The following is a 21,446-nucleotide window of genomic DNA, read 5'->3' on the forward strand; positions in this document are numbered from 1 at the left end:
TGGCTGCCGCCCTCTCTATCATAGTGACGAGAATGATTGACGGACGGGGAGTGGTATCCCCACGGGTGGGTTAGCCTCACACCACTGATATCGGGTGGAAGTTTGGCGATAAAATCCTTACAACGATCCAGGTAAACTCTCCATGACCCACTCGACTGATATTGCAACCCTGGCCCGCTGGATGGCAGCTGATTTCAGCAATCAGGCACAGGCATTTGAAAATCCTCCTTTCTTTGCCCACATTCGGGTCTGTATGCGACCGCTGCCCCAGGAATTGCTGTCTGGGGTAAGCCTATTTGTAGAGCAAGCCTATGATTATCTCCTGAATGTCCCCTATCGGGTGAGGGTCTTGAAGCTAGTTCTCCAGCCTCAACACATCGCGATTGAGAATTATTTGGTAAAGCAGGAAGAAAAATTCTATGGAGCGTCTCGAGAACCGGATCGCTTAAGCGCCCTCCAGATTAAGGATTTAGAGCAGCTCCCAGGATGCAATATGGTGGTGGAATGGGCTGGTGAGAGCTTTAAAGGAACCGTAGAACCAGGAAAGGCCTGCATTGTCCACCGCAAGGGCAAAACGACCTATCTAGACAGTGAGTTTGAGATTGATGCCAAGCAATTTATCAGCCACGACCGGGGGCGGGATGTGGCAACGGATGAGCATATCTGGGGATCGATCGCCGGCCCTTTCCATTTTGTGCGCTGGGCAAGTTTTGCGGATGAAATCAAGGTTTAATCTCGATCTGTCCATCGGGTGGAAAAAATTCTTGTTCAGGTCGGTCTGAATGAACCCCTTTCCTGATACGGTGTGTAGAAGACTCTAAATGTTCCCCTAGGGCTTCGTCCGTTCCAGGATGCCTAGGACTCTAATTTAAAGTCCGATCCGTACCGTGAACTTTACTCGTTCAAGATTCAGCAAGATGAAAGTCCTGGTTATTGGCGGCGATGGCTACTGTGGTTGGGCAACTGCACTTTATCTTTCCAACCAAGGTTATGAAGTTGGCATTCTCGATAGTCTAGTGCGCCGACACTGGGATCTGGAACTTTGCCTGGAAACCCTAACTCCTATTGCTCCAATCCAACAGCGGCTCCAACGCTGGCAAGATTTGACAGGCAAGGCGATTGACTTATTCATTGGTGATATTACCAATTACACTTTCCTGGAAAAATCTTTATTGCAGTTCCAGCCAGACACCATCGTTCACTTTGGTGAACAGAGATCGGCACCGTTTTCGATGATTGATCGCGAACACGCAGTGCTGACCCAGGTTAACAATGTGGTCGGGACGCTCAACCTACTCTATGCCATTCGAGAGCACTTCCCAGACTGTCACCTCGTGAAGTTGGGAACTATGGGTGAGTACGGCACTCCCAATATTGATATTGAAGAAGGCTACATCACAATTGAGCATAATGGGCGCAAGGATACCCTGCCCTATCCCAAGCAACCTGGAAGTATGTACCACTTGAGCAAGGTGCATGACTCCCACAACATTCATTTTGCTTGTCGTATTTGGGGGCTGCGGGCGACCGATCTCAACCAAGGAGTCGTCTATGGGGTGCTGACCGATGAAACGGGCATGGACGAGTTGCTGATTAATCGCCTCGACTACGATGGAATTTTTGGCACGGCTTTGAATCGCTTCTGTATTCAGGCCGCGATCGGTCATCCGCTGACGGTCTATGGCAAGGGGGGGCAAACCCGTGGGTTCTTAGATATTCGGGATACGGTGCGGTGTGTGGAGTTGGCGATCGCCAACCCAGCTAACCCAGGCGAGTTCCGGGTGTTTAACCAGTTTACAGAACAGTTTAGTGTGGGTGACCTAGCGCTGATGGTGAAAAAAGCTGGCAACTCCATCGATCTCAACGTTGAGATTCATCACTTGGATAACCCCAGAGTCGAAAAAGAAGAGCACTACTTCAACGCTAAGAATACCAATCTCCTTGATTTGGGCTTACAACCCCACTACCTCTCAGATTCCCTCCTCGATTCCCTGCTTAACTTTGCCATTAAATATCAGCAGCGTGTCGATAACAACCAGATCCTACCCAAGGTCAACTGGCGGTAGTGAGATCAAGCTTGTGGGCAATTCGTCGTCCTAAAGCCCATGGCAGCAGCTAATGACGGGGCTGGTTCCTTCTGGGAATTTCATCCTAGCGATCAACCGCGTTATGCAAGCCAAAAAAGCTAGAAATGGAGGAAGGTCATCGGATGGATTTCCTGAGAGGAGGTGAGTGCAGTGTTACATTTCCCTGATCCCGAATTCACCATGGCTGTTGATGACATCAGACAGAGAATCCTGAAGAAATCGTTGCGCCGTGGAACGCTCCTTGTAGGATGATAGCCATAGTAGACAACACCCCCAAAAATATTGACCCTAGCCAGCAGCGGGCAATGCCTGAAAAATAAAGTCGAGGACTTTTAATCGGTCTCAAACTCACCTGAGAAAGCCAAAATTATTGCGTGTTCTACTGTGAATCGTTTGACAGCAGAGTCGAAGCACCAACTTTTGTCAGTTATAGAGCAATTCCCCAATAAATGAGTTACAGCTCCTTGGTTAGAAGTCAGCATCACAAAACCCTGCTGGGTTCAGACTCCTGGATGCTTAAGTCAGAATGTATCCCACCTGAGGGAGAACCACTCTTAGCGATCGCTATTAAGATTTGGGCGATGGCGTATCAGGCAGCCTCCCAGAATTGGCGACTGATAATAATCTGACAGTCCGAGACGGTTCTCAGCTGCCTGACCAGCGCTATCCCTCAGTTGCGCCATCCAGTTCAAGTGCTCAGTGACCAAAACCGTTGACGTTGGGATGACCTAGTTATCAATGCGTATCGCCCTCTTTACTGAAACCTTTTTGCCGAAAGTTGATGGCATTGTTACCCGACTGCGGCACACCGTAGAGCATCTCCAGCGGGCGGGTGATCAAGTTCTCGTTTTTTCCCCGGATGGCGGTCTCACCGAATACATGGGAGCCAGAATTCATGGGGTTTCTGGTTTTCCGTTGCCTCTGTATCCAGAACTGAAACTAGCCCTCCCCAGACCTGCGATTGGTCAAGCATTGAAGCAGTTCCGACCGGACGTAGTCCATGTGGTGAATCCTGCCGTGTTAGGGCTGTCAGGATTGTATTACAGCAAAACCTTCGATATTCCACTGATTGCCTCCTACCACACCCATCTGCCCCAGTATTTACAGCACTACGGGTTGGGAATGCTAGAGGGGTTGCTCTGGGAGTTACTGAAAGCTGGGCACAACCAGGCGCAATTGAACCTGTGTACTTCCACCGCCATGATGCAGGAACTCTCAGCCCATGGGATTCAGCGGGTTGATTTGTGGCAGCGTGGGGTTGATACAGAGTTATTTCAACCCCATTTGGCTTCCCAAACAGTGCGCTCCTTCCTCAGTCAGGGCCATCCACAGGCACCCCTGCTTCTCTACGTCGGAAGACTTTCCGCTGAGAAGGAAATCGAACAAATTAAACCGATTCTAGAAGCAATTCCAGATGCCAGACTGGCATTGGTGGGGGATGGACCGCACCGTGCAACCCTAGAAAAACATTTTGCCGGAACGCCCACCCATTTTGTGGGGTATCGCGTTGGTGAGGAACTCGCGGCAGTTTTTGCCTCAGCTGATGCCTTTATTTTCCCATCCCGTACGGAAACCTTAGGTCTAGTGCTCTTAGAAGCCATGGCCGCAGGTTGTCCGGTGGTTGCAGCTCGTTCCGGTGGCATCCCCGATATTGTAGAAGATGGGGTGAACGGTTACTTGTTTGACCCAAATGATGATCGGGGGGCGATCGCCGCTACCCAACGACTTTTCTCCCAGCAAGACGAACGAGATACCCTGCGTCAAAATGCCCGACTGGAAGCAGAGCGCTGGGGTTGGGATTCTGCCACCCAGCAGTTACAAACCTATTATCGGCAGGTTGTTGGTCGTCATCGTGTGGCTTCAGTGGCATAGCTGAGAAAACGCTATCACACCTACCTATCTTCAGAGGCTGATCCCTAGAAACGAGTTCGTACCTGTTCTCTAGGGAGCGGCTGATTTTTTAGTGTCTTTGGCTATTAAGAAATACCTCAAGTTGGTATTAAGAAATACTGCAAGGCGTTGAAGTGGGGTTGAATCGGGGCAGTCTGAAGATTAAGACGCTCATTAAAGGAAGGGTTCAGAGACCTATGCATGTGCTTAACACCACCCTAGAGAAGAATGTCATAGAAGCTGAGGGGCGTTATCTTAACTCCCGAGAACTCGCTCCCCTAGAAGACTATCTCCAGAGTTATGCAATCCGTCTGGAAACCTATCAGTCGCTCCGCGACCAAAACGAAAAGCTATTGCTCCAGACACTGCGTAAGCTCTCTCAGAGTCATCCAGACATCATCCAACAACACGGGCCGCGTTGCAAGTATGACATGTCGGAGGTGTTGCGCTACATTGCCCTGTCGATTCTGCGAGATGACGAAACCCTGTTTACAGAACAAATGATGTCTTGGCTGGACACCATTTTGATGGCACACAAGCGGAATGTTCACTGTGCAACCGCTTATCGCTATTTGCAAGAAACCATTACAAGTAACCTTTCGGCGGGATGCTGCAACCTTGTTCGGCCTTACCTAGACAGCATCATGCAGACGCTACAGTCCCATGCTTGAGTACCTAACCTACTTCACACCCTAGATTTGCAGGAGTCGCTATGACTAAGTCTATGACCGTTAGCCGCCGTTCAACCCTGGAAGAACGCCAAGCGGCTCTATATCAGATCTATCAGCAGGTGCTGGAGCGGCAACCCTATCACTCTGAACGCCGAGTTCTGGCTCAAGTTGAGGCAGACTTTCTCAAAGACAAAATCGGGGTGCGGCGATTCTTAAAGGAACTCGGCCACTCGGAGGTTTACTTGAATGCTTTTTACCACAGGGGTTCTAACCTGAAGTTTTTGGAGTGGTGTTTTAAGCACTTCATGGGGCGTGCCCCCTTAGATCAGCAAGAGATGCAGGCTTACTGCAATATCCTCATGCATCAAGGGGTGGGTAAGGTGATCACATCGATTCTCGACTCCGAAGAGTATCGGAAGGTGTTTGGCTGTTTTACCGTACCCTATGCGCGGGAAAAACGCTATTATTCCTCGCCCAAAGCCTATTTAGAGTCCCAAATGCTCAACCACGAGCACTTTAGTCAACGGGGTCGCGTCGTTCCGACACTTTACTGGCATCAACTGGGGCTAAACTGCGACGCGGGTGTTTGTCGTCATCCAGAGGCCAATGAGGTACTCGAACCCCTGTCATCGCCAGAAACCGATGGGCTAGAAGCTGAGTTTTTGGAAATCCTGGAAGTCTTGGGAAATGCCCGTGAGCATCTCGGAACTGCGATGGCAGAGCCCCGGAGTTCGGTGAAACGGGTGATTGCATCCCTGACCCCCGAGCAAAGAGATGCCCTGCGTCGTGCCATTCGCTAACGGACTAGTTTACAGAAATTCTCCCCTGGCAATCAGAAGCACACGCCCCCCGACCAAAACCGTGATCTCTGCTGTTGCCTGCTGCTGTGCTTTTAACAACAGCAGGGAGGGTCGGTTGATCTCGTGTCCCTGTTCCACGCGAATATCCAAGATTGTGTCCCCCCAATAGCGATAGTTCACCAAATAGCCTGCTAGGCAGCCATTGGCACTCCCCGTTGCTGGATCTTCTGGGATACCCAGGTAGTCGGCAAAGACCCGCACGCTCAAGGTATTAGCCGGATCGTAGGTTTGGGGACAAAAGAGCAGCACTTCTTTAGCCGTTAAGGACTCCACCTGTTGAAAGTACAACTCGCGGTTCACCCGTGCCGCCTTAAGATCGGCCTGGGTTTGCAGCGGCACAATGATAAAGGGTACCCCCGTTGAGACTTCCTGAATTGGAAATCGAGGATCAATCGCAGCGGGATTCAGACCCAAGGCAGCGGCGATCGCGGCGGGGTCTAAGATCTGCCCAAAGGTAGGGGCAGGTTGCTGCATCCACACCACCTCAGCCCCCGCCGTTCCATAGTCAAAACTCACCGGAATTTGTCCCACTTTTAAGTTGAGGGATAGAGTGGCGATCGCAGTTTGCAAGATTTCCTGTTGGAGAATAAAAGCAGTGCCCAGGGTTGGATGCCCTGCAAAGGGGAGTTCTGTCTGGGGCGTAAAAATTCGGACATCATAGCCCCCGTTGCGGGTATTCGTCGAGAGAATAAACGTCGTTTCGGAATAGTTGATCTCTCGGGCAATTTGCTGCATTTGAGCATCTGAAAGGTCGCCTGTTGACCCGGTAAATACAGCCAATTGATTGCCGGTATACTTGGTTTCGGCAAAAACATCGACAATGTAAAAGGTAAGGCTGCTCATTTTCTAACGGAGATCACAAATGGGTGCCCGTATCTTAGCTTGAACCGCATCAAGACAACGGATGTTTCTGGTAACCACGGTTGACCTGTGTATGCACCTCTACCTCTGGCAACTTCCCCTTGACCGCTTCCTACAGACACCCTGGTTCAAAATTGGCAAGGAGTCGGTCACCCTTACTTGGTTGCTGCAAATCACCTTGGCTTTTTTAGGTGTGGTGATTTTCTCCCGTCTTTTGAAGCATTTTCTCAAGGAACGGTTGCTCACCCGTCTCGATCAGGGAAATCGGGAAGCGGTTGCTGTTTTGATCAGCTACAGTACCGCCGTCTTAGGGTTGATTATTCTGTTGCAAATGTTTGGATTTGACGTTGCCACCCTGACGGTGATCTTAGGCACCCTGGGGATTGGGATCGGCTTTGGTCTCCAGGAGATGACCAAACATCTAGTCAGCGGCTTGGTCTTATTGTTGGAAGGGAAACTCCAGGTTGGGGATTATGTGGAATTTGATGGCCTCTCGGGGTACATCAAAGAAATTTCCATCCGCTCGACGCTGATTCACACCTTTGATGGGGGGGTATGTGGTGGTTCCCAATAGTAATTTGACATCCCAACAGGTGCTGAATTGGAGCTATCAAAGTTTTAAGGGGCGGATTCGGATTCCAGTCGGGGCCTCCTACGAAAGTGACCCGATTTTGGTAACGGAAACCTTACTCAATGCTGCCTACATGGAGTCTTTTGTCTTACATGATCCAGCCCCCAAGGTGGTTTTTATTGGGTTTGGCGACAGTGCGCTCCAGTTTGAGCTATGGGTTTGGGTCAACCGGATTGATGAGCGTATTTCTCTCAAAAGCTCGCTAAATTTCATCATTGACCACCAGTTTCGCCAAATGGGAATTACAATGCCCTTTCCGCAGCAGGATCTGTGGTTGCGGAATCCCGATGCTTTACTCCCTGGACAGCCCCAAGCTGAGGAACCGATCTCCGATAATCTCTCCACTCCGCCCCAACCTCCTCGCCCTGCCAAACCTGTTTCCCTGCGAGACTTGCTCCACAAAATTCCCTATTTTCGCAATTGCTCAGACCTGCATTTACGATCGCTGATTGAGATTGGCTACCGCAAAACCTTGGGGGCTGGTGAGATCCTGTTCCGGGAAGGGGAACCGGGTCAGGCATTTTATCTGGTTCTCTGCGGTGCCATTGAAGCGGTAGTGCTGCAACTGGATAAACAGGTTAAAGTCTATAGCACTGGAGAATTCTTGGGGGAAGTTGCCTTAATGCTAGGGGTTCCCTATGCTGCCTCAGCTCGCGCCTTGCAAGATAGCATTTTGTTTGTGATTGATAAACACAACTTTGAAAAGCTCCTGCGGTTGCGCCCAGACTTGACGGAGTTGATTACCCAGGAGTGCGTTAAAGATCAAGAGGTTTACAGTCAACTGCGTCATGATCTCCAAAAGTTAGGCTTGTTGGGGATGCCGGAAAATCACCAAAATGCTTTGGAGTGGATACGAAATCGCTTCAAAACCCTGTTCAATCTTTAGATGGATACGTGGTGGGGAATTACGAGATGACGGTTGGCATCCACCAATAACCAGCCTTCCTCCCGAAATTGCCCCAGCAACCGGGTCACGGTGACCCGAGTGGTACCGATCGCATTCGCCAAATGTTGATGGGTGAGCCGCACATTTAACCGCATCCCCTCGGGGTTGGGCTGGCCAAACTCTTGGCGCAGCAACAGCAGCAAATGCCGCAGCCGTTCTTCCACGCGCCGATGCCCTGCGAGTGCCAGCAATGCTTCTGACTGACGGAGGCGGCGGGTGAGGTGGTGAAACAGGCTATGGGCTAGGGTCGGTGATTTTTTCACGTCCGACATGGTCAGCGCCATCAGATCAACATCGGAGAGGGCGATCGCTTGATAGGGATGGATGAAGGTCAGGGGTAAGCCAAAGGGCATAGCGGGCCCCACCAACCCGAGTAGGGCTTCATCGCCGCTCGTGTAGAGCGTACTCAGCTGCACCACACCCCGACAGACCACCCAAATTTCCTGGGGGTAGAGTGGGATCATCGTCCCACTGCGATAGGGATGTAGGGTGCGTCCTTGGTAAAGCTCCTCTAATAATTGACGCAAATCAGGCTGGACAGTGGCCTCAGAGTCAAAAACATGGAGCATAGATATCTACCAGAGGGGATGGGGGTCTGGTTTGTAATCTAAATCACAAATCTAAACGACAGGTAATCAGCAGGTTGGATTCAGGTTAAGATTTGCCCCCATTGGCAGACAGCGAATCGCCTCTAGCAGTCCCCTGGCTTTGTTGAGGGTTTCCTCATATTCTTTATCGGGATCGGAATCAGCGACCAACCCTGCTCCTGCTTGCACACTCACCAGATGGCGATCGCTCCCTAGGGAGGTCACTACCATCGTGCGAATGGTGATCGCCGTATTTAATTGACCTTCAAAGTCATAAAAACCATAGGCACCTGAGTAGGGGCCGCGACGACAGGGTTCCAGATCGTGAATAATCTCCATCGCCCGAATTTTAGGAGCCCCGCTGACGGTTCCAGCGGGGAAACAGGCCTTCAGCAGATCCCATGCTGTTTTTCCCGGTGCCAAATCCCCAACCACCTGACTGACAATGTGCATCACATGGGAGTAGCGTTCAATCACCATCAGCTCATTCACCCGCACCGACCCTTGAAGGCAAACCCGTCCCAGGTCATTTCGTCCCAGATCTACCAGCATCACATGTTCTGCGACTTCTTTGGGATCTTGGAGCAGTTCTGCCGCTAAGGTGGCATCGTCGCCGGGGGTTTGACCGCGCGGTCGCGTCCCTGCAATCGGACGTACCGTTGCCAGCAAGGGTTGCTGTGCCCCATTACTGGGATGTTCTGCCTTGACCATCACCTCAGGACTGGAACCAATGATCTGCCAATCCCGGAAGTTAAAGTAGGCCATGTACGGGGAGGGATTGATCAACCGCAGGGAGCGGTAGAGGGCGAAGGGATCGCCCTGATATTCCGCTGTCAGTCGCTGGGACAGCACCACCTGGAAAATATCCCCCGCCTGAATGTGATCCTTTGCCTTCTGGACATTGCCACAAAACTGTGATCGCGACGTGTTACTGCTATAGGCTAATTGGGGCTGGGATGGCTGAGACGGCCCCCCCGGTGGCGTCCAAGCCAGACGATGGGCAGAGGATTGCAAGGGCGATTGTAGCTTGCCGACTAAATGCGTGACGCGATCGCAGGCACGCTGGTAAGCCTGGGCCAAGTCAACCTCCGGAGAGCGCAGATCGGCATAGGCGATCGCCCAAATCTTGCGCTTCACTTGATCAAAGATCAGCAGGTTATCCACCTGCATCCACAGACCATCGGGTAGATCCGCCGGGGATGGAGCATGAATCGGTACTTTGGGTTCAATCCAGTGGATCAGTTCATACCCCCAGAACCCAAATAACCCGCCAATACCGGGGGGCAACTGGGGCAGCTTCACCGGATGATAGGGTTGCAGGCAATTGGCCAGTATGGTGAACGGATCTCCCTCAAAAACCTCTACCAATCCATCGCGATGGGTTTGGGTAGTGCGCCCTCCCCTGGCTTCTAATACCCACAGGGGATCACAGCCCAGTAAACTGTAGCGAGCCAGCTGCTCTCCACCTTCAACGGATTCTAATAAAAAGCTGTAGGGTTCGCTGGCACAGACACGGTACCAAGCAGAGACCGGGGTGTCGAGGTCAGCCACCCATTCTTGATAGACCGGGATAAAGTTTCCCTGGCTGGCAAGGGCGGTAAATTGGGAAAAATCTGGAAAAATCATGCCTATATTCTAAACTGGGTGGAGAGCCTCGCCAATTGCCTATGTGGCCCCCTATCTGCTCCCGCTTCTTGTCTAGCCGCCTTCTCCTCCTGTCGGTGCTGTCACTGGTAGGATGCACTGCCCTTACGGTTAACCAGCCAGCACCGACCCCCACCGCAAGTTTGAAAACTGCGGCGGCGGCAGCTCCCAGTGCCCAAGCAATCACCCTGAATAATCAGGGAGCCCGTAAGGTTCAGAAGGGCAAGTATCAAGGGGCGATCGCTGATTTTTCCCAGGCGATTCACCTCAGCCCTCAGTTTACCGAAGCCTATCTGGGACGCGGGATTGCCTACTCAATGCTGGGCAAGCACCCGGCGGCAATCCAGAACTTTGACCAGGCGATTCAACTGCAACCGAATTTTGCCCCTGCTTATTTGAATCGGGCAGATGATTATCAACAATTGGGTCAATCCCAACGGGCGATCGCCGATCTTCAGAAAGCGATTCAACTGTTTACCACCCAGGGAGATCAGAAGAATGCCAGTCTCGCCCAACAGCGCCTTGCCTTGCTGCAAAATCCAGGTCAACCAAATTCCCCCGCTGTAGCCGTGGCCGCCCGCCCCACCCCAGGGATGCCCACTCCAACGATGCCCGCCCCAGTGGAACCCCTGAATTATGAAGCCGCCTTGGCGAGTCATCTACGTAAGGTGGGTGCCACTATGTTTGCCACCTACTGGTGTCCCTACTGTCGGCGGCAAGAGCAGCTTTTTGGGGCAGCGGTAAGCCAATTAAATATTGTGGAATGTGACCCTAATGGTACCAATGCCCAGCCAGCGCTGTGTGAACAGAAGGGAGTCCACGGATACCCCACCTGGGAAATCAATGGGCAGATTTTTCCCGGCATGTTGTCTCTCAGAGAATTGGCTGACCTATCGGGTTTTCAGCGGTGAGCAACGAGGCAATCCAGTTACATAATGTTGATGTTTATCGACAGACCTGGGACTGAATCACAGGAGATCGATCCACCTTCGACTGCCATGGACATGATTGGGGGGATATGTCACGCGCAAAATCCTTAGCAGACTTGCTGGCTCGAAAGTCAGCACTCAAGGTCTTTAGTTTAGGGTTTTTGGTAGGGTTGCTGTTACTCCTGGCTGCCAGTCAGGGATGGGGGGCGGGTGCCTATGCAGTCCTGCAACAATTAGGATTTACCTTAGGAGAGCAGTATGAGCAGTGGTTTAGCCAACAATCCCTGACCCACCCATTGATGTTACTGCTGTTCTCGTTTGTAGGCGGTCTGTTCTCAAGTATTTACCCCCTGCATCCTCTCGTTGTTACCCGTGAACCTTAGCTATATTGGCACCCATACCATTACCTCCCGGCAACAGGCATTCTGGAAGGCAGCGGCCTTTGTCTTGGGGGTGGTGACAGTTCTGAGCACCCTGGGGCTAGTTTTCTGCCTTTGCGGGGATTGTACTGATTAAGTTTCGGGGGTACTTCCATGTGGCGGTCGGGCTGCTGATTATGCTGATGGGAGTGAATCTGACTGGCTGGGTGCGCTTGCCCCGCCCCCAATTGCCCGTGGTGAAGCTACCGGCCACCAGCCCCCTGCATCCATGGCTCAGCCACCTCGGGAATGGCTTAAAGGGACCCTACGGGGTCGGCTTAACCTTCGGGTTGGTGAGTTCGCCCTGTACCAGTCCCGTGATGTTTTCTGTGTTAGCCGCAGGAGCCGCGACCGGCTCCCAAGTTCTGAGTACCCTCGCAATGGTAAGTTATGCCCTTGGGTACACCGCCATCATCTTTCTTGCGAGTCTCTTTACCGGCTTGGCGAAGCAAACCCGTCAGCTTTTACGCCATGCTGAAACCATTAGCCGCTTTGCAGGTGGGCTATTACTTCTAGTGGGTGGTTTCTATTTGGTGGACGGGGGCCGCTGGGTGATTGCCACCCTGCTTTTGCCCTCTCTCTAAAGGTCTGTGAATCTTCTATTGATGGATCAAGACGCTTGAGCCGAATGTAGTCATCAGCTGACATGAATTGCTAATCAACTGATGAGTTACTGAGGTTGGATCTGGGAGCCTCTGCCCCCGCCCCAGGGCTGGGAAATTGTTGCGATCGCACCTCTCGACCAAACTGTTGCACCGCCTGGGTAATCGTTCCCCACAAATCTGCATAGGACTTGGCAAAGGGAGGCTGCCGGGGGGACAGCCCCAGCAGATCCGCGGTAACGAGTACCTGACCATCACAGTAGGGGCCAGCGCCAATCCCGATGGTGGGAATGGTCAACTTTTGACTAATTTGTAAGCCCAGTGTCGCTGGAATGTGCTCCAAGATGATCCCAAAGGCTCCAGCTTGCTCTAGGGCGATCGCCTGGGTCAGAATTTGCTCCCCCGCCAACTCGGAGTTCCCCTGCTGACGATACCCCAACAGATGCACGGACTGAGGGGTAAGACCCACATGCCCCATGACCGGAATTCCTGCTTGCACCAAGCACCGCACGGTTTCAGCCATGGCGGGATAGCCCCCCTCTAACTTCACCCCTTGAATCCCCGCTTCTTTGAGGACACGGCCTGCGGAGTGCAGCGCCTGCTGGAAACTTTCTTGGTAGCTCAAAAACGGTAGATCACAGATCAGCAGAGCTTGTTTCACCCCCCGACGTACCGCCTGAGCATGGTGAATCATCTCATCCAGGGTAATTGGCAGGGTTGTCGGATGCCCCAGGGCGACCATGGCCATGGAATCCCCCCACCAAAATTAGATCCACCCCGGACTGATCCAGAATCTGAGCGATCGCGAAGTCCCAGGCGGTCAAGGCGACAATCGGTTGCCCCTGCTGTTTACGCTGCATTAAGGTTTGGATGGTAACTGCCACGGTTGCCTCCCGGCCACAACGACCCTGATCGCCTTTGAGGACTGCCTCTCTGTTCCTCTTCAGGATATCGCTCTCCTGACCTCCCCGAATGCTGTCACTGTCCACTCCATTCCTGGCTCTGATTCTCGATCTAAAATTTTTCTGACTGTGCGGTTATCCCTATGGTTATAAAATTTCAAGAACCGTGATACCTTGACGGATAGTGATTCAGTTGCCGCTGTTCCCGTTACCTTGCCCGAATTTCCGAGCTACTGACCGTGTTTTCGATTGGGGTTTCAGCATCCCATTTTTGAACGTGAGCCGTTAGTTGTGAGCCGGAGGCTTTGACTTGGTTGATTCTGTGCGAGGGGATACGATACATAGCCTGAACCATTCAACCGTCCCTTCCCCAGGCTTACCCCGCCCAACTTGGGAACTGGAACGACTAGAACTGCTCGAGCAGCTCGATGAGGTGCGATCTCTGGCACAAAATCGTCTGGATCGAATTCATCAACTAGAGCAAGCTCTGGATCAATGCCTCATGGCTTTTTGGGAGATCAAACTCCTGATTCGTGATCAGGAATCGATGGAGAGTCAACTGGCAGCCACTGAAGCTTTCTCCCATGTGCAGCAACAGGCAATCATGAACCTGAATCAGCAACTCAGTCAGCAGCAACAAGAGTTAGCGTTACAAGAACAGGTATTTCGGGAGCGAGAGCAACAATTTCAGGAACTCTTGAGCGCAGCGGAAGTTATGGCCCAAGCCCAGCAGACCGAACTGGGATACCTGCGCTCCCATCTAGTTCATGATCGGACAACGGCGCAGGTTTACCAGAATCAACTGATCCAGGATCTGCAAACTGCCTTAGCCTCGCAACAGCAGCGAGGTCTGGAATTAGCAGCCCAAGTGCTGACAGCTCGCACTCAGATTATCAGTCTTGAGGTGCAGTTGGATGAGACCCAACGGCAACTGACAACCTATCAGCAACAACATGCCTGCATGGAACAACGAGCACCGCTGTCCCATGGTGGTGTTCCACCCTATGATTTGTCCACAAGCAAGGCCCCAGACCCAGCGCTACTCCAGTTAAAATTAGCGGGTTTGGAAACCGAATTGGTCAGACAGCGCATGCTACAGGCCAAATTGCAGCACACCTGTCAGGAGTTGACTGCTGAACGAGATCGACATAGCGATCGCACGGTGGCACTGACGCAGCAAGTGGCTGAAATGCAGGAACAAATCCTTCAGCAAGCCCAGCAAGCCAAGGAGTACGAAGCAGCAGTCCAACACTGGAAAGACCGTTTTCTGGTCAGCCACCGCTATGCCCTACGTTGCCAGGATCTCCTAGCGCAGACTCTGACAGATCCAGCAGTGATCGCCGATAGTCTCACCCCGACAGACCCTGCCTGCGATCTGCTTCCCCCCATGGATCCAGATGTACTGATACCCGATTTCCTAATGGAAATTCAGCCAACGGCCTTGCCTGAAAGTTCCGAACCCATGCTTTTGGAGTCCTTTCTTTCTCCTGTGGGAGATCTACCAGCTTTTCTCGCCCGTCGTCGCCGCAATTATCGAGTTCAGTAGGCTATCTGTCTGTCAATATTGAGTCACTGGCACCAATAGCAAGGTTTCCCACCCCCCCTCACAAGTGCCCCTAGCGATCGCCCAAAAACTCTGTCAGGGCAGCCTTGAGGGTGGGGTACTGATAGGTAAATCCTTGACTGAGGGTGCGCTGAGGGAGTACCTGCTGTCCTTCTAAAACAACGGTCGCCCCTTCTCCCAGCAGCAATTCCAGGGCAAATCCTGGGACAGGGAGCCAGGAGGGACGGTGGAGTACCTGCCCCAGAACCTGACAGAGTTCATGCATCCGCACTGGGTTGGGCGCGGTGCCATTGACAACACCTGACAGCTGCGATCGCGTCAGGGCTTCCAGGATCAAATTCACCAGATCCTCACGATGAATCCAGGAAAACCACTGCTGTCCACTCCCAATTGGGCCTCCGGCAAAGAGTTTGAAGGGGGGAATCATTTTGGCGATCGCCCCTCCCATACTCAACACAATCCCTAAGCGAACAATCACCAAACGCACCCCATGGGTCGTGACCGCTTGGGCAGCAGCTTCCCAGGCTTGGCAGACGTGGGCTAAAAAACTCGTTTCCAGGAGGGCTGGTCTCATCGAAGGCAGCGGTTTCGCTGCGACCGTAGTAGCCGATCGCCGAGGCATTGACTAGAACCGTTGGCCGGGGATGGGCTTGGGCAATGGCTTCAACTAATTTCTGGGTGCCGTGCCTGCGGCTGTCGAGAATCGCCTGTTTCAGGGTGGGAGTCCAACGACCTGCAGCGATGGGTTGGCCTGCTAGATTTACCACGCCCTCACACCCAGAGAGAGCCTGCTGCCAGTCCCCCGAGACGGTGGGGGTGTAAGGCAGAATTTCCACGGCTGGGAACTGCTCCTCGGGGGAAGCAGACCTGAGCCTTGGTTGCATCCCGAGTCAGCACCAGCACTTGATACCCCTCAGCTTGCAGCCGTTCTACTAACCGATGCCCCACAAACCCCGGTTGCCCCTGTGACTGCCACTTTCATGCTCCCCTCCCGGCGCTATAGACTCGGCATTCCGATGATCAACACTGTGTTAGCAGCTGATACCATTCCCCTGGGAGAATGACAGGTAAAAAGGTCGAAATCAGCCGTTACGATCGTCTCCCTATGTCCTGCAGACCTCCGAAATTAAATGAAGGAAGCTGATTGAGATCAAAGAGCAAAGGAATTTAAGACCCTGGTCACTCTGTCAATAAATTTGTCTCCCCAAAGGCTAGAGAGTAGCCCACACGAGATCGCCAGCAAGGATGCAAAGCTAACTTGCACCAGGTTGAAATCCATGGACGATCCAGCAGAGATTGGGATCAAGATCACAAAGGCAGCTAGGGCTGCCCCTCTCAAAAATCGGTAGATGCTTGCAGTACCGGAGCGTTGATTGACATCAGGGTTTTCAGGAGTCATCAAGGGTTTTCCCTAAAGGTTCGACCAACAAATATCTCGGGTCTAGATCGATTCATCGCGGATGGTTTTAGCCTTAGCTTTGGCCTTGGCCGCGCTTTGTTTCAACGCTTGTAGTCTGGCTTCGTAGCGACTTCGCTGACGTTTTTTCGGGTTTTGCTCAATCAAGGCCTTGAGGGCACTGCCGAGACTTTTATAGGCATTGGGTAAGGTATAGCCAAATCGGGTCGCCAGGGCGATCGCCTGTTCATCGGCATCAATCGCCTGCTGTAAAATTCGCTCCCCATTATTTTTCTTGTATAGACGGTAACCGGAAACTCCACAGAGGGTTAAGGCCAGCATCAGGAGCAGCCCATCCTGAACCCAGAGTTCCCCCACCGCACCCCCCAAGCCAATTGCAAGGGCTGCCATTTCCCAACCATCTTTGGGAATGGTGTCATTCTGAATTCGGGAGACTTCATGCCAGAACAACAGATTCCGTTGATCCAGCGCCAACTGATCCCACCGCACCAGATCAACTTGGACTTCGACCTGATCCTTTCCAATTTCCTCACAGGCAATCAAGGGAGGATTGACCGCTGACGTACTTTCAACGGTGACCCAACTTTGCATTTCCGGTGGCAGCAGACTCCGTAAGCGCCGCAGTTCGCTCATTTCAGATCGGGCAGTGGATGTCGCATAGGATGTCATCGGCTCGACCCCAGTCAATCAACAAACGTCTAGAGTTCTCAATTTGAAGTATATCTTGACGGCGTTGCTGAATGAAGGTATGAATTCCTTTCACTCGTTCGCTGCCTCGGAACCCCATGACATTGACATCCATTTTTAGGCATTCCCGTTTCACCTCATCACGGTAGCCTCTCGTGGTCTCATAGCAGCCAATGAATTGACGACCACAATCGACATAGATGTGATTTTGTTTACTTTTTTTGAGGCTGTTTTGATGGGTATGGGTTGAGTTGCACTCAGGACATGGCATGGAAATCAGCCTTGATTCATCCCCCAATGATGCAACGCCTGTGGGTAGTGGTTGAGGATTGGCAATTTTCCGGGTGATCGCAATGAATGCAAAAACATGATCACAGACCGCTAGAAGCCCGTAATGTGAACCACCAGCTCCCGAGTCGAACCCTGGCGTCGATGCTCCCAGAGATAAATCCCCTGCCAGATTCCCAGTACCAGTTGTCCCTGGGTAATAGGAATTTGTTCCGAGGTATGGGTCAGGGCCGTGCGAATATGGGCTGGCATATCATCTGGGCCTTCGGTGCTGTGGTGGTAAGAACCCGATTCCGGAACCAGTTTGTCCAGGAAGGTGGCTAAATCCGTGAGCACATCGGGATCAGCATTTTCTTGAATCACTAGGCTGGCCGAGGTGTGGCGCAGAAACAGGGTGCAGAGTCCGATGTCTACCTGAGATGCAGCCACTATCCCCTGGATTTGGGGGGTGATCTTGTGAAATCCCTGACCACGGGTGGGAATTTTGAGGCTGTGCTGATAGTGGGTCATGGGTCAGACCTGCTCCTGGGTTTGCAAATAGTCCACCACCGCCTGGGCGATCGCCAGATTCCCGTGGGGGTCTAAGGACTGGGACTGCTGCGGCGGCTGCAAGGGTTGTTCCAGAAATGTCCAAGTTCCCTGATAAAACTCCCCTGGGGTCAGAATTTGATGCTGGGCATACTGTTGGATTCCCTCTAGTAACAGAGGAGATTCCACAAAATCTTCCCGGGTAAGGGAAACCAAGGGGATTCCCAGACGACAGGCTTCGGCAAAGGTGCTGTAACCGGGTTTGGACACCACCCGCCCACACAGGGGCATGAAGTCAACGGGACGGTACTGATGATCGGTGACCACCCGGAGGTTGGGGAGGGCAGGAGCTTGGGCATCGAAGGTAATGAAGTCCCAGTCGGGAAATCGGCTAAGACCATCATAGGGAATGGCGTTGAGATTCAGTCCCCCAAAGGTTAAGAGCACGGTTTGCTCTGGGGTGGTCCGCAGCTGAAATTTTTGCCGTAATTGCCCTAGGTCATGGCGAGGGGTGCCCCCGGTCAAGCCCACATCCCTGATCTGAGGAAAGGCGGCCATGGGTTCATGGAAGGGCAAGCGAAACAACTGGTCACAGGCTGCGAAACACTGGCTAATCCAGTCGGCGATCGCACAAAACTCGCCGCCCCAAGCGCGGTAGATATAATCCCAGCCAAAGTTACTCAACATCCAACAGGGAAGGTCAGCAGCGTGGGCGATCGCCGTTGCCAGGGGCGGAATATCTGCGAGCACTAAACCAACGCGATTTTGGCGAATAAAATTCACCTCCCCAGCAATGATCGCCGCCTGTCGCCTTTGAATCCCCTGCAATTGTTCCAGGGTGGCGGCTTTGTCCATGGTGAGGCTGTCCCGCTGGATGACGCCAATATCCAAGGCTCGAGGACGTTGAATAAACTCACCTTGCAGATAGGAGTCCAGCAACCAGCGGGGGGCAGTTGTCACCAGAATCACCAAAAGATCCGGGCAGAGGTGCTGTATTTCAGCGACCACCGCAGCGGTGCGGGTGGCATGACCAAAGCCATGATTGGTAATGGCAACGTAGAGCGTGGGTCGAGGCATAGGTTAGGGCTGTAATTCCCCGATCGCCTGCATTAAGCAGTCGATGTCGGCGGGTTGGGTGAAATAATGCACACAGGCACGCACACAACTGGGCACTGCTAGGGTGCGCAGGAGCAGACCTCGGGCTTCTAAAGCGGCCACTAAGTTTTTGATGACCGGCAGGGGTGGGGTCGGGGAGCCATTGGAAGCTGACCAGACCTGCCTCCGGGGGGGGTGGTGCGTAAGCAGCGAATGAACGGGAACTGGGAGAGCTGCTGCCACAGCGTTTGACTGAGCTGGCAAATCTCCTGGTAGCGCTCGGTGGCCGTGCCCCACTGCTGATGCAGGGCGATAGCAGCGCTTAACCCCGCATAGAGGGGCACCGCTGCGGTGGCAACCTCATAGCGCTTACTCCCTGGCTGCCAACCCGTGGGAGTGCCCACTGGGTCAGTGGTGATGCCGCGCCAACCAATAAAGGTGGGCTGGACACTTTCGAGGGCGTCTGGGTGGACATACAGTCCCCCAACTCCGGCAGGGCCACACCACCACTTATGGCCAGTAAAGGCATAGAAATCCACAGCGATCGCGGTCAAATCCAGGGGTAGGCAACCCACTGACTGTGCCCCATCTACCAAAACCCGCACCGGGGATGCCGCTGCCTCATAGGCATGGCAGATCTGGACAATCTCTGCGAGGGGTAATACCTGCCCGGTATTCCACAACAGATGGCTGATGACAACCAGTCGTGTTCGTGGTCGGAGGTGGGTCGCAATACAGGCCACCGGATCACCGTCATTCAGGGTGGCTTGCAGGGGGCACACCGAAATCTCAATGGCAAACCGCCGCTGGAGTTCCTGCACCGCTGCCACCACCCCTGGGTGCTCACAGTCGGATATCAGCAGATGATCCCCTGGTTGCCAATTTATGCCCCAGAGGGGAATATTACAGCCGACGGTGACATTCTCTGTCAGGGTCAGGGTTGCGGGGGCAATGTTGAGTTCAGCGGCGATCGCGCTTCGAAGTTGGCTGCACTCCTGAGCGAACCAGGTATGGGCAGTATTGGAGAACGGCCCCGTCTGATCCAGTCTGGTGAAGGCTTGGTGAATCGCGCTGAGGGCGGGGGTAGGTAAGGGCCCCTGCCCCCCAAAGTTAAAGTACGTGTGGTGGGTCAACGCTGGAAATTGTTGACGATGGGCGTCGAGCAAGGGCGTTCCTCTGGCGAAATGGGGACCGGGTGACGTTGCCAACCTCCGGGAAATGGCTGGATTGACTCCAGCTTAGAACGCAGACCCACGATTCACCAACCGTCGGGAGCTTTCTAACTGGCACTGTGACACCTCATCAACTGAGGATTCCTGCTAGTTTGGAGGCATGTTGCTGACTGATGAGCTATTTCTGGACTACCAGCGTTGTAGTCGTCGGGCCTTTCTGGAGGAGTATGGAAATGCTGACCTGCGGGAGCCGGCCAGTGATTATGTGCTGAAGTTACGCCAAGACAGTTTTACCCATCAGCGGCAGGTGTTAGCCGACCTGACCTATCACCAACCTAAGTATGCGGCGGGGGATTGGGGCGCAGGGGCCGCTGCAACCTTAGCCCTGATGCAGCAAGGGGTGGAGCATATTTTTCAGGGGGTTTTAGTAGACCAAGCACCGACGGGGGTCACCCTGGTGAGCAAACCCGATCTCTTGATCCGCCAGCCCGGTCGCTCCTTTTGGGGCAACTGGATCTATGCGCCCGTCGAGATCAAGCTCGGCAAGCGCCCCAAGCTGGAATATCAGATGGTGCTTACCTTTCATACCCAGATCCTGTCCATGGTGCAGGGGGCTTGGCCGGAGGGGGCTTGGCTGCTGCTGCGAGAACGCGGGTTATATGCCGTCGATCTGCCGGAACTTCTGCCCCGGATGCAGATCCTCCTCAAAGAGTGCCTCACGACCCTCGATCAATCGGAACCACCGGAAGTGTTCATTGCCCGGAACCGTTGTAATCTCTGCCAGTGGTTTAGCCACTGCTATGCGATCGCCCAGGATCAGCAGCATTTGTCCCTCTTGCCGGGGGTTACCCCCAGTCGCTATAGCTATCTACAAACCCTCCACCTGACAACCGTTGAGTCCTTGTCGAACATCCATCCCCGGACCCTGGAGTTGCTGCCAGGGTTTGGGCGAGAGGTGGCACAGAAACTCGTACGTCAGGCTCAGGCCACCCTGCAAAATCAGGCAATGCCAACCCTACCTCCGGATTGGGGGCCAATGCAGGACCACCGCGTCAACCTGCCCCAGGGCAACCTGAAGCTGATCAAGCATCTCCCCACAGCTGCCGTTGAACTCTACTTTGATATTGAAGCTGAACCAGAGCGTAACCTCGCCTACCTCCATGGCGTCCTGGTGGTGGAGCGTTTCCAGGGAGCAACAACTTTTTACCCCTTTCTGGCGGAAGCTCCCGATGGGGAAGCACTGATCTGGGAGCAGTTTCTAGACCTAGTGGGGCGCTATCCCGATGCCCCGATTTTTCATTTTTGTCCCTACGAAGTCCAGACCGTGAAACGCTTGGGGCAGCTGTATGGCACCCCCTGGACACAAATTCAGCAGTTGCTGACGCGCTTTATCGATTTACATGACTGGGTAACCCGCACCGTCACCCTGCCGGTTGAAAGTTATGCTCTGAAGCAAATTGCTCGCTGGCTGGGCTTTCGCTGGCGGGATGCCAGTGCCAATGGGGCACAGTCGATCTACTGGTACACCCAATGGCTGGCGACGGGCGATCGCCAGTTTCTGAACGCGATTTTGCACTACAACGAAGATGACTGTCACGCAACTTATCACATTAAAAATTGGTTGACAGATTTTTTGGCCGCAACCCTGCCTCCGGATTCCTAAACC

16 protein-coding genes and 5 pseudogenes are annotated in these 21,446 nt (G+C 53.2%); 11 read left to right on the plus strand and 10 right to left on the minus strand.

Going from position 1 to position 21,446, the window contains the following annotated elements; all coding sequences use genetic code 11:
• Positions 1-142: 142 nt before the first annotated feature.
• The 5 genes from DO97_RS11300 to DO97_RS11320 all read left to right on the plus strand — a co-directional run bounded on the left by DO97_RS11300 (position 143) and on the right by DO97_RS11320 (position 5,448).
• On the plus strand, positions 143-733 hold the full coding sequence (locus DO97_RS11300) for a chromophore lyase CpcT/CpeT (RefSeq protein WP_036533447.1): 591 nt from the start codon (positions 143-145) through the stop codon (positions 731-733).
• Positions 734-917: 184 nt separating this feature from the next.
• Positions 918-2,066, plus strand: coding sequence for an NAD-dependent epimerase/dehydratase family protein (locus DO97_RS11305; RefSeq protein ID WP_036533449.1), 1,149 nt, complete (start codon positions 918-920; stop codon positions 2,064-2,066).
• A 759-nt stretch (positions 2,067-2,825) separates the two neighbouring features.
• On the plus strand, positions 2,826-3,959 hold the full coding sequence (locus tag DO97_RS11310; RefSeq protein ID WP_036533451.1) for a glycosyltransferase family 4 protein: 1,134 nt from the start codon (positions 2,826-2,828) through the stop codon (positions 3,957-3,959).
• Positions 3,960-4,174: 215 nt separating this feature from the next.
• Positions 4,175-4,648 carry a globin family protein gene (locus tag DO97_RS11315; RefSeq protein ID WP_036533453.1) on the plus strand — a complete coding sequence of 158 codons (474 nt, stop codon included), beginning with the start codon at positions 4,175-4,177 and terminating at the stop codon, positions 4,646-4,648.
• A gap of 41 nt (positions 4,649-4,689) precedes the next feature.
• The gene (locus DO97_RS11320; RefSeq protein ID WP_036533455.1) at positions 4,690-5,448 is read left to right on the plus strand and encodes a phycobilisome rod-core linker polypeptide; all 759 of its coding nucleotides are present in this window, start codon (positions 4,690-4,692) and stop codon (positions 5,446-5,448) included.
• A gap of 9 nt (positions 5,449-5,457) precedes the next feature.
• Here the strand turns inward: DO97_RS11320 and DO97_RS11325 are convergent, their stop codons facing one another.
• Complete coding sequence (locus DO97_RS11325; RefSeq protein ID WP_036533458.1) at positions 5,458-6,351, minus strand: PhzF family phenazine biosynthesis protein; 894 nt, start codon at positions 6,349-6,351, stop codon at positions 5,458-5,460.
• A 61-nt stretch (positions 6,352-6,412) separates the two neighbouring features.
• On the opposite strand from DO97_RS11325, the gene DO97_RS27635 reads away from it, so the two are divergent.
• Together DO97_RS27635 and DO97_RS26515 are read left to right on the plus strand one after the other, a co-directional pair.
• On the plus strand, positions 6,413-6,943 hold the full coding sequence (locus DO97_RS27635; protein ID WP_275574999.1) for a mechanosensitive ion channel family protein: 531 nt from the start codon (positions 6,413-6,415) through the stop codon (positions 6,941-6,943).
• Complete coding sequence (locus DO97_RS26515; protein WP_275575000.1) at positions 6,915-7,886, plus strand: cyclic nucleotide-binding domain-containing protein; 972 nt, start codon at positions 6,915-6,917, stop codon at positions 7,884-7,886. Before DO97_RS27635 ends, DO97_RS26515 begins: the two co-directional genes overlap by 29 nt.
• Here the strand turns inward: DO97_RS26515 and DO97_RS11335 are convergent.
• Complete coding sequence (locus DO97_RS11335; RefSeq protein ID WP_036533460.1) at positions 7,883-8,515, minus strand: Crp/Fnr family transcriptional regulator; 633 nt, start codon at positions 8,513-8,515, stop codon at positions 7,883-7,885. The genes DO97_RS26515 and DO97_RS11335 overlap by 4 nt on opposite strands.
• Positions 8,516-8,581: 66 nt before the next feature.
• Complete coding sequence (locus DO97_RS11340) at positions 8,582-10,159, minus strand: anthranilate synthase component I family protein (RefSeq protein ID WP_036533462.1); 1,578 nt, start codon at positions 10,157-10,159, stop codon at positions 8,582-8,584.
• A 68-nt stretch (positions 10,160-10,227) separates the two neighbouring features.
• Between DO97_RS11340 and DO97_RS21025 the strand changes: the two genes are divergently transcribed.
• Both DO97_RS21025 and DO97_RS31130 read left to right on the plus strand, forming a co-directional pair.
• Entirely contained in the window at positions 10,228-11,088 is an 861-nt protein-coding gene (locus DO97_RS21025; protein WP_204368585.1) for a tetratricopeptide repeat protein, read from the plus strand.
• Between the two features lie 107 nt (positions 11,089-11,195).
• A pseudogene (locus DO97_RS31130) lies at positions 11,196-12,109 on the plus strand (cytochrome c biogenesis protein CcdA).
• 70 nt (positions 12,110-12,179) lie between these two features.
• Here the strand turns inward: DO97_RS31130 and panB are convergent.
• Positions 12,180-13,011, minus strand: a pseudogene (gene panB / locus DO97_RS11355) (3-methyl-2-oxobutanoate hydroxymethyltransferase).
• 328 nt (positions 13,012-13,339) lie between these two features.
• Here panB and DO97_RS11360 point away from each other — a divergent pair.
• Positions 13,340-14,575 carry a hypothetical protein gene (locus DO97_RS11360; RefSeq protein ID WP_036533464.1) on the plus strand — a complete coding sequence of 412 codons (1,236 nt, stop codon included), beginning with the start codon at positions 13,340-13,342 and terminating at the stop codon, positions 14,573-14,575.
• A 70-nt stretch (positions 14,576-14,645) separates the two neighbouring features.
• Here the strand turns inward: DO97_RS11360 and thyD are convergent.
• From thyD to DO97_RS11390, 6 genes and pseudogenes are all read right to left on the minus strand, one after another.
• A pseudogene (gene thyD / locus DO97_RS31135) lies at positions 14,646-15,575 on the minus strand (thylakoid membrane protein ThyD).
• 459 nt (positions 15,576-16,034) lie between these two features.
• The gene (locus tag DO97_RS11375; protein ID WP_036533467.1) at positions 16,035-16,679 is read right to left on the minus strand and encodes a DUF3318 domain-containing protein; all 645 of its coding nucleotides are present in this window, start codon (positions 16,677-16,679) and stop codon (positions 16,035-16,037) included.
• Between the two features lie 79 nt (positions 16,680-16,758).
• Positions 16,759-16,968, minus strand: a pseudogene (locus DO97_RS31140) (IS1 family transposase); the annotation flags it as partial.
• Positions 16,969-17,078: 110 nt separating this feature from the next.
• Positions 17,079-17,495, minus strand: a complete 417-nt coding sequence (locus tag DO97_RS11380; RefSeq protein ID WP_036533468.1) for a secondary thiamine-phosphate synthase enzyme YjbQ — start codon at positions 17,493-17,495, stop codon at positions 17,079-17,081.
• Between the two features lie 3 nt (positions 17,496-17,498).
• Entirely contained in the window at positions 17,499-18,590 is a 1,092-nt protein-coding gene (locus DO97_RS11385; protein WP_036533469.1) for a glycosyl transferase, read from the minus strand.
• 3 nt (positions 18,591-18,593) lie between these two features.
• Positions 18,594-19,774, minus strand: a pseudogene (locus DO97_RS11390) (aminotransferase class V-fold PLP-dependent enzyme).
• 166 nt (positions 19,775-19,940) lie between these two features.
• On the opposite strand from DO97_RS11390, the gene DO97_RS11395 reads away from it, so the two are divergent.
• A complete protein-coding gene (locus tag DO97_RS11395) occupies positions 19,941-21,443 on the plus strand; it encodes a TM0106 family RecB-like putative nuclease (RefSeq protein ID WP_036533471.1) in 1,503 nt (500 codons plus the stop codon).
• The last annotated feature ends 3 nt before the right edge of the window (positions 21,444-21,446 follow it).

This window comes from Neosynechococcus sphagnicola sy1 (assembly GCF_000775285.1).
Lineage (GTDB): Bacteria > Cyanobacteriota > Cyanobacteriia > Neosynechococcales > Neosynechococcaceae > Neosynechococcus > Neosynechococcus sphagnicola.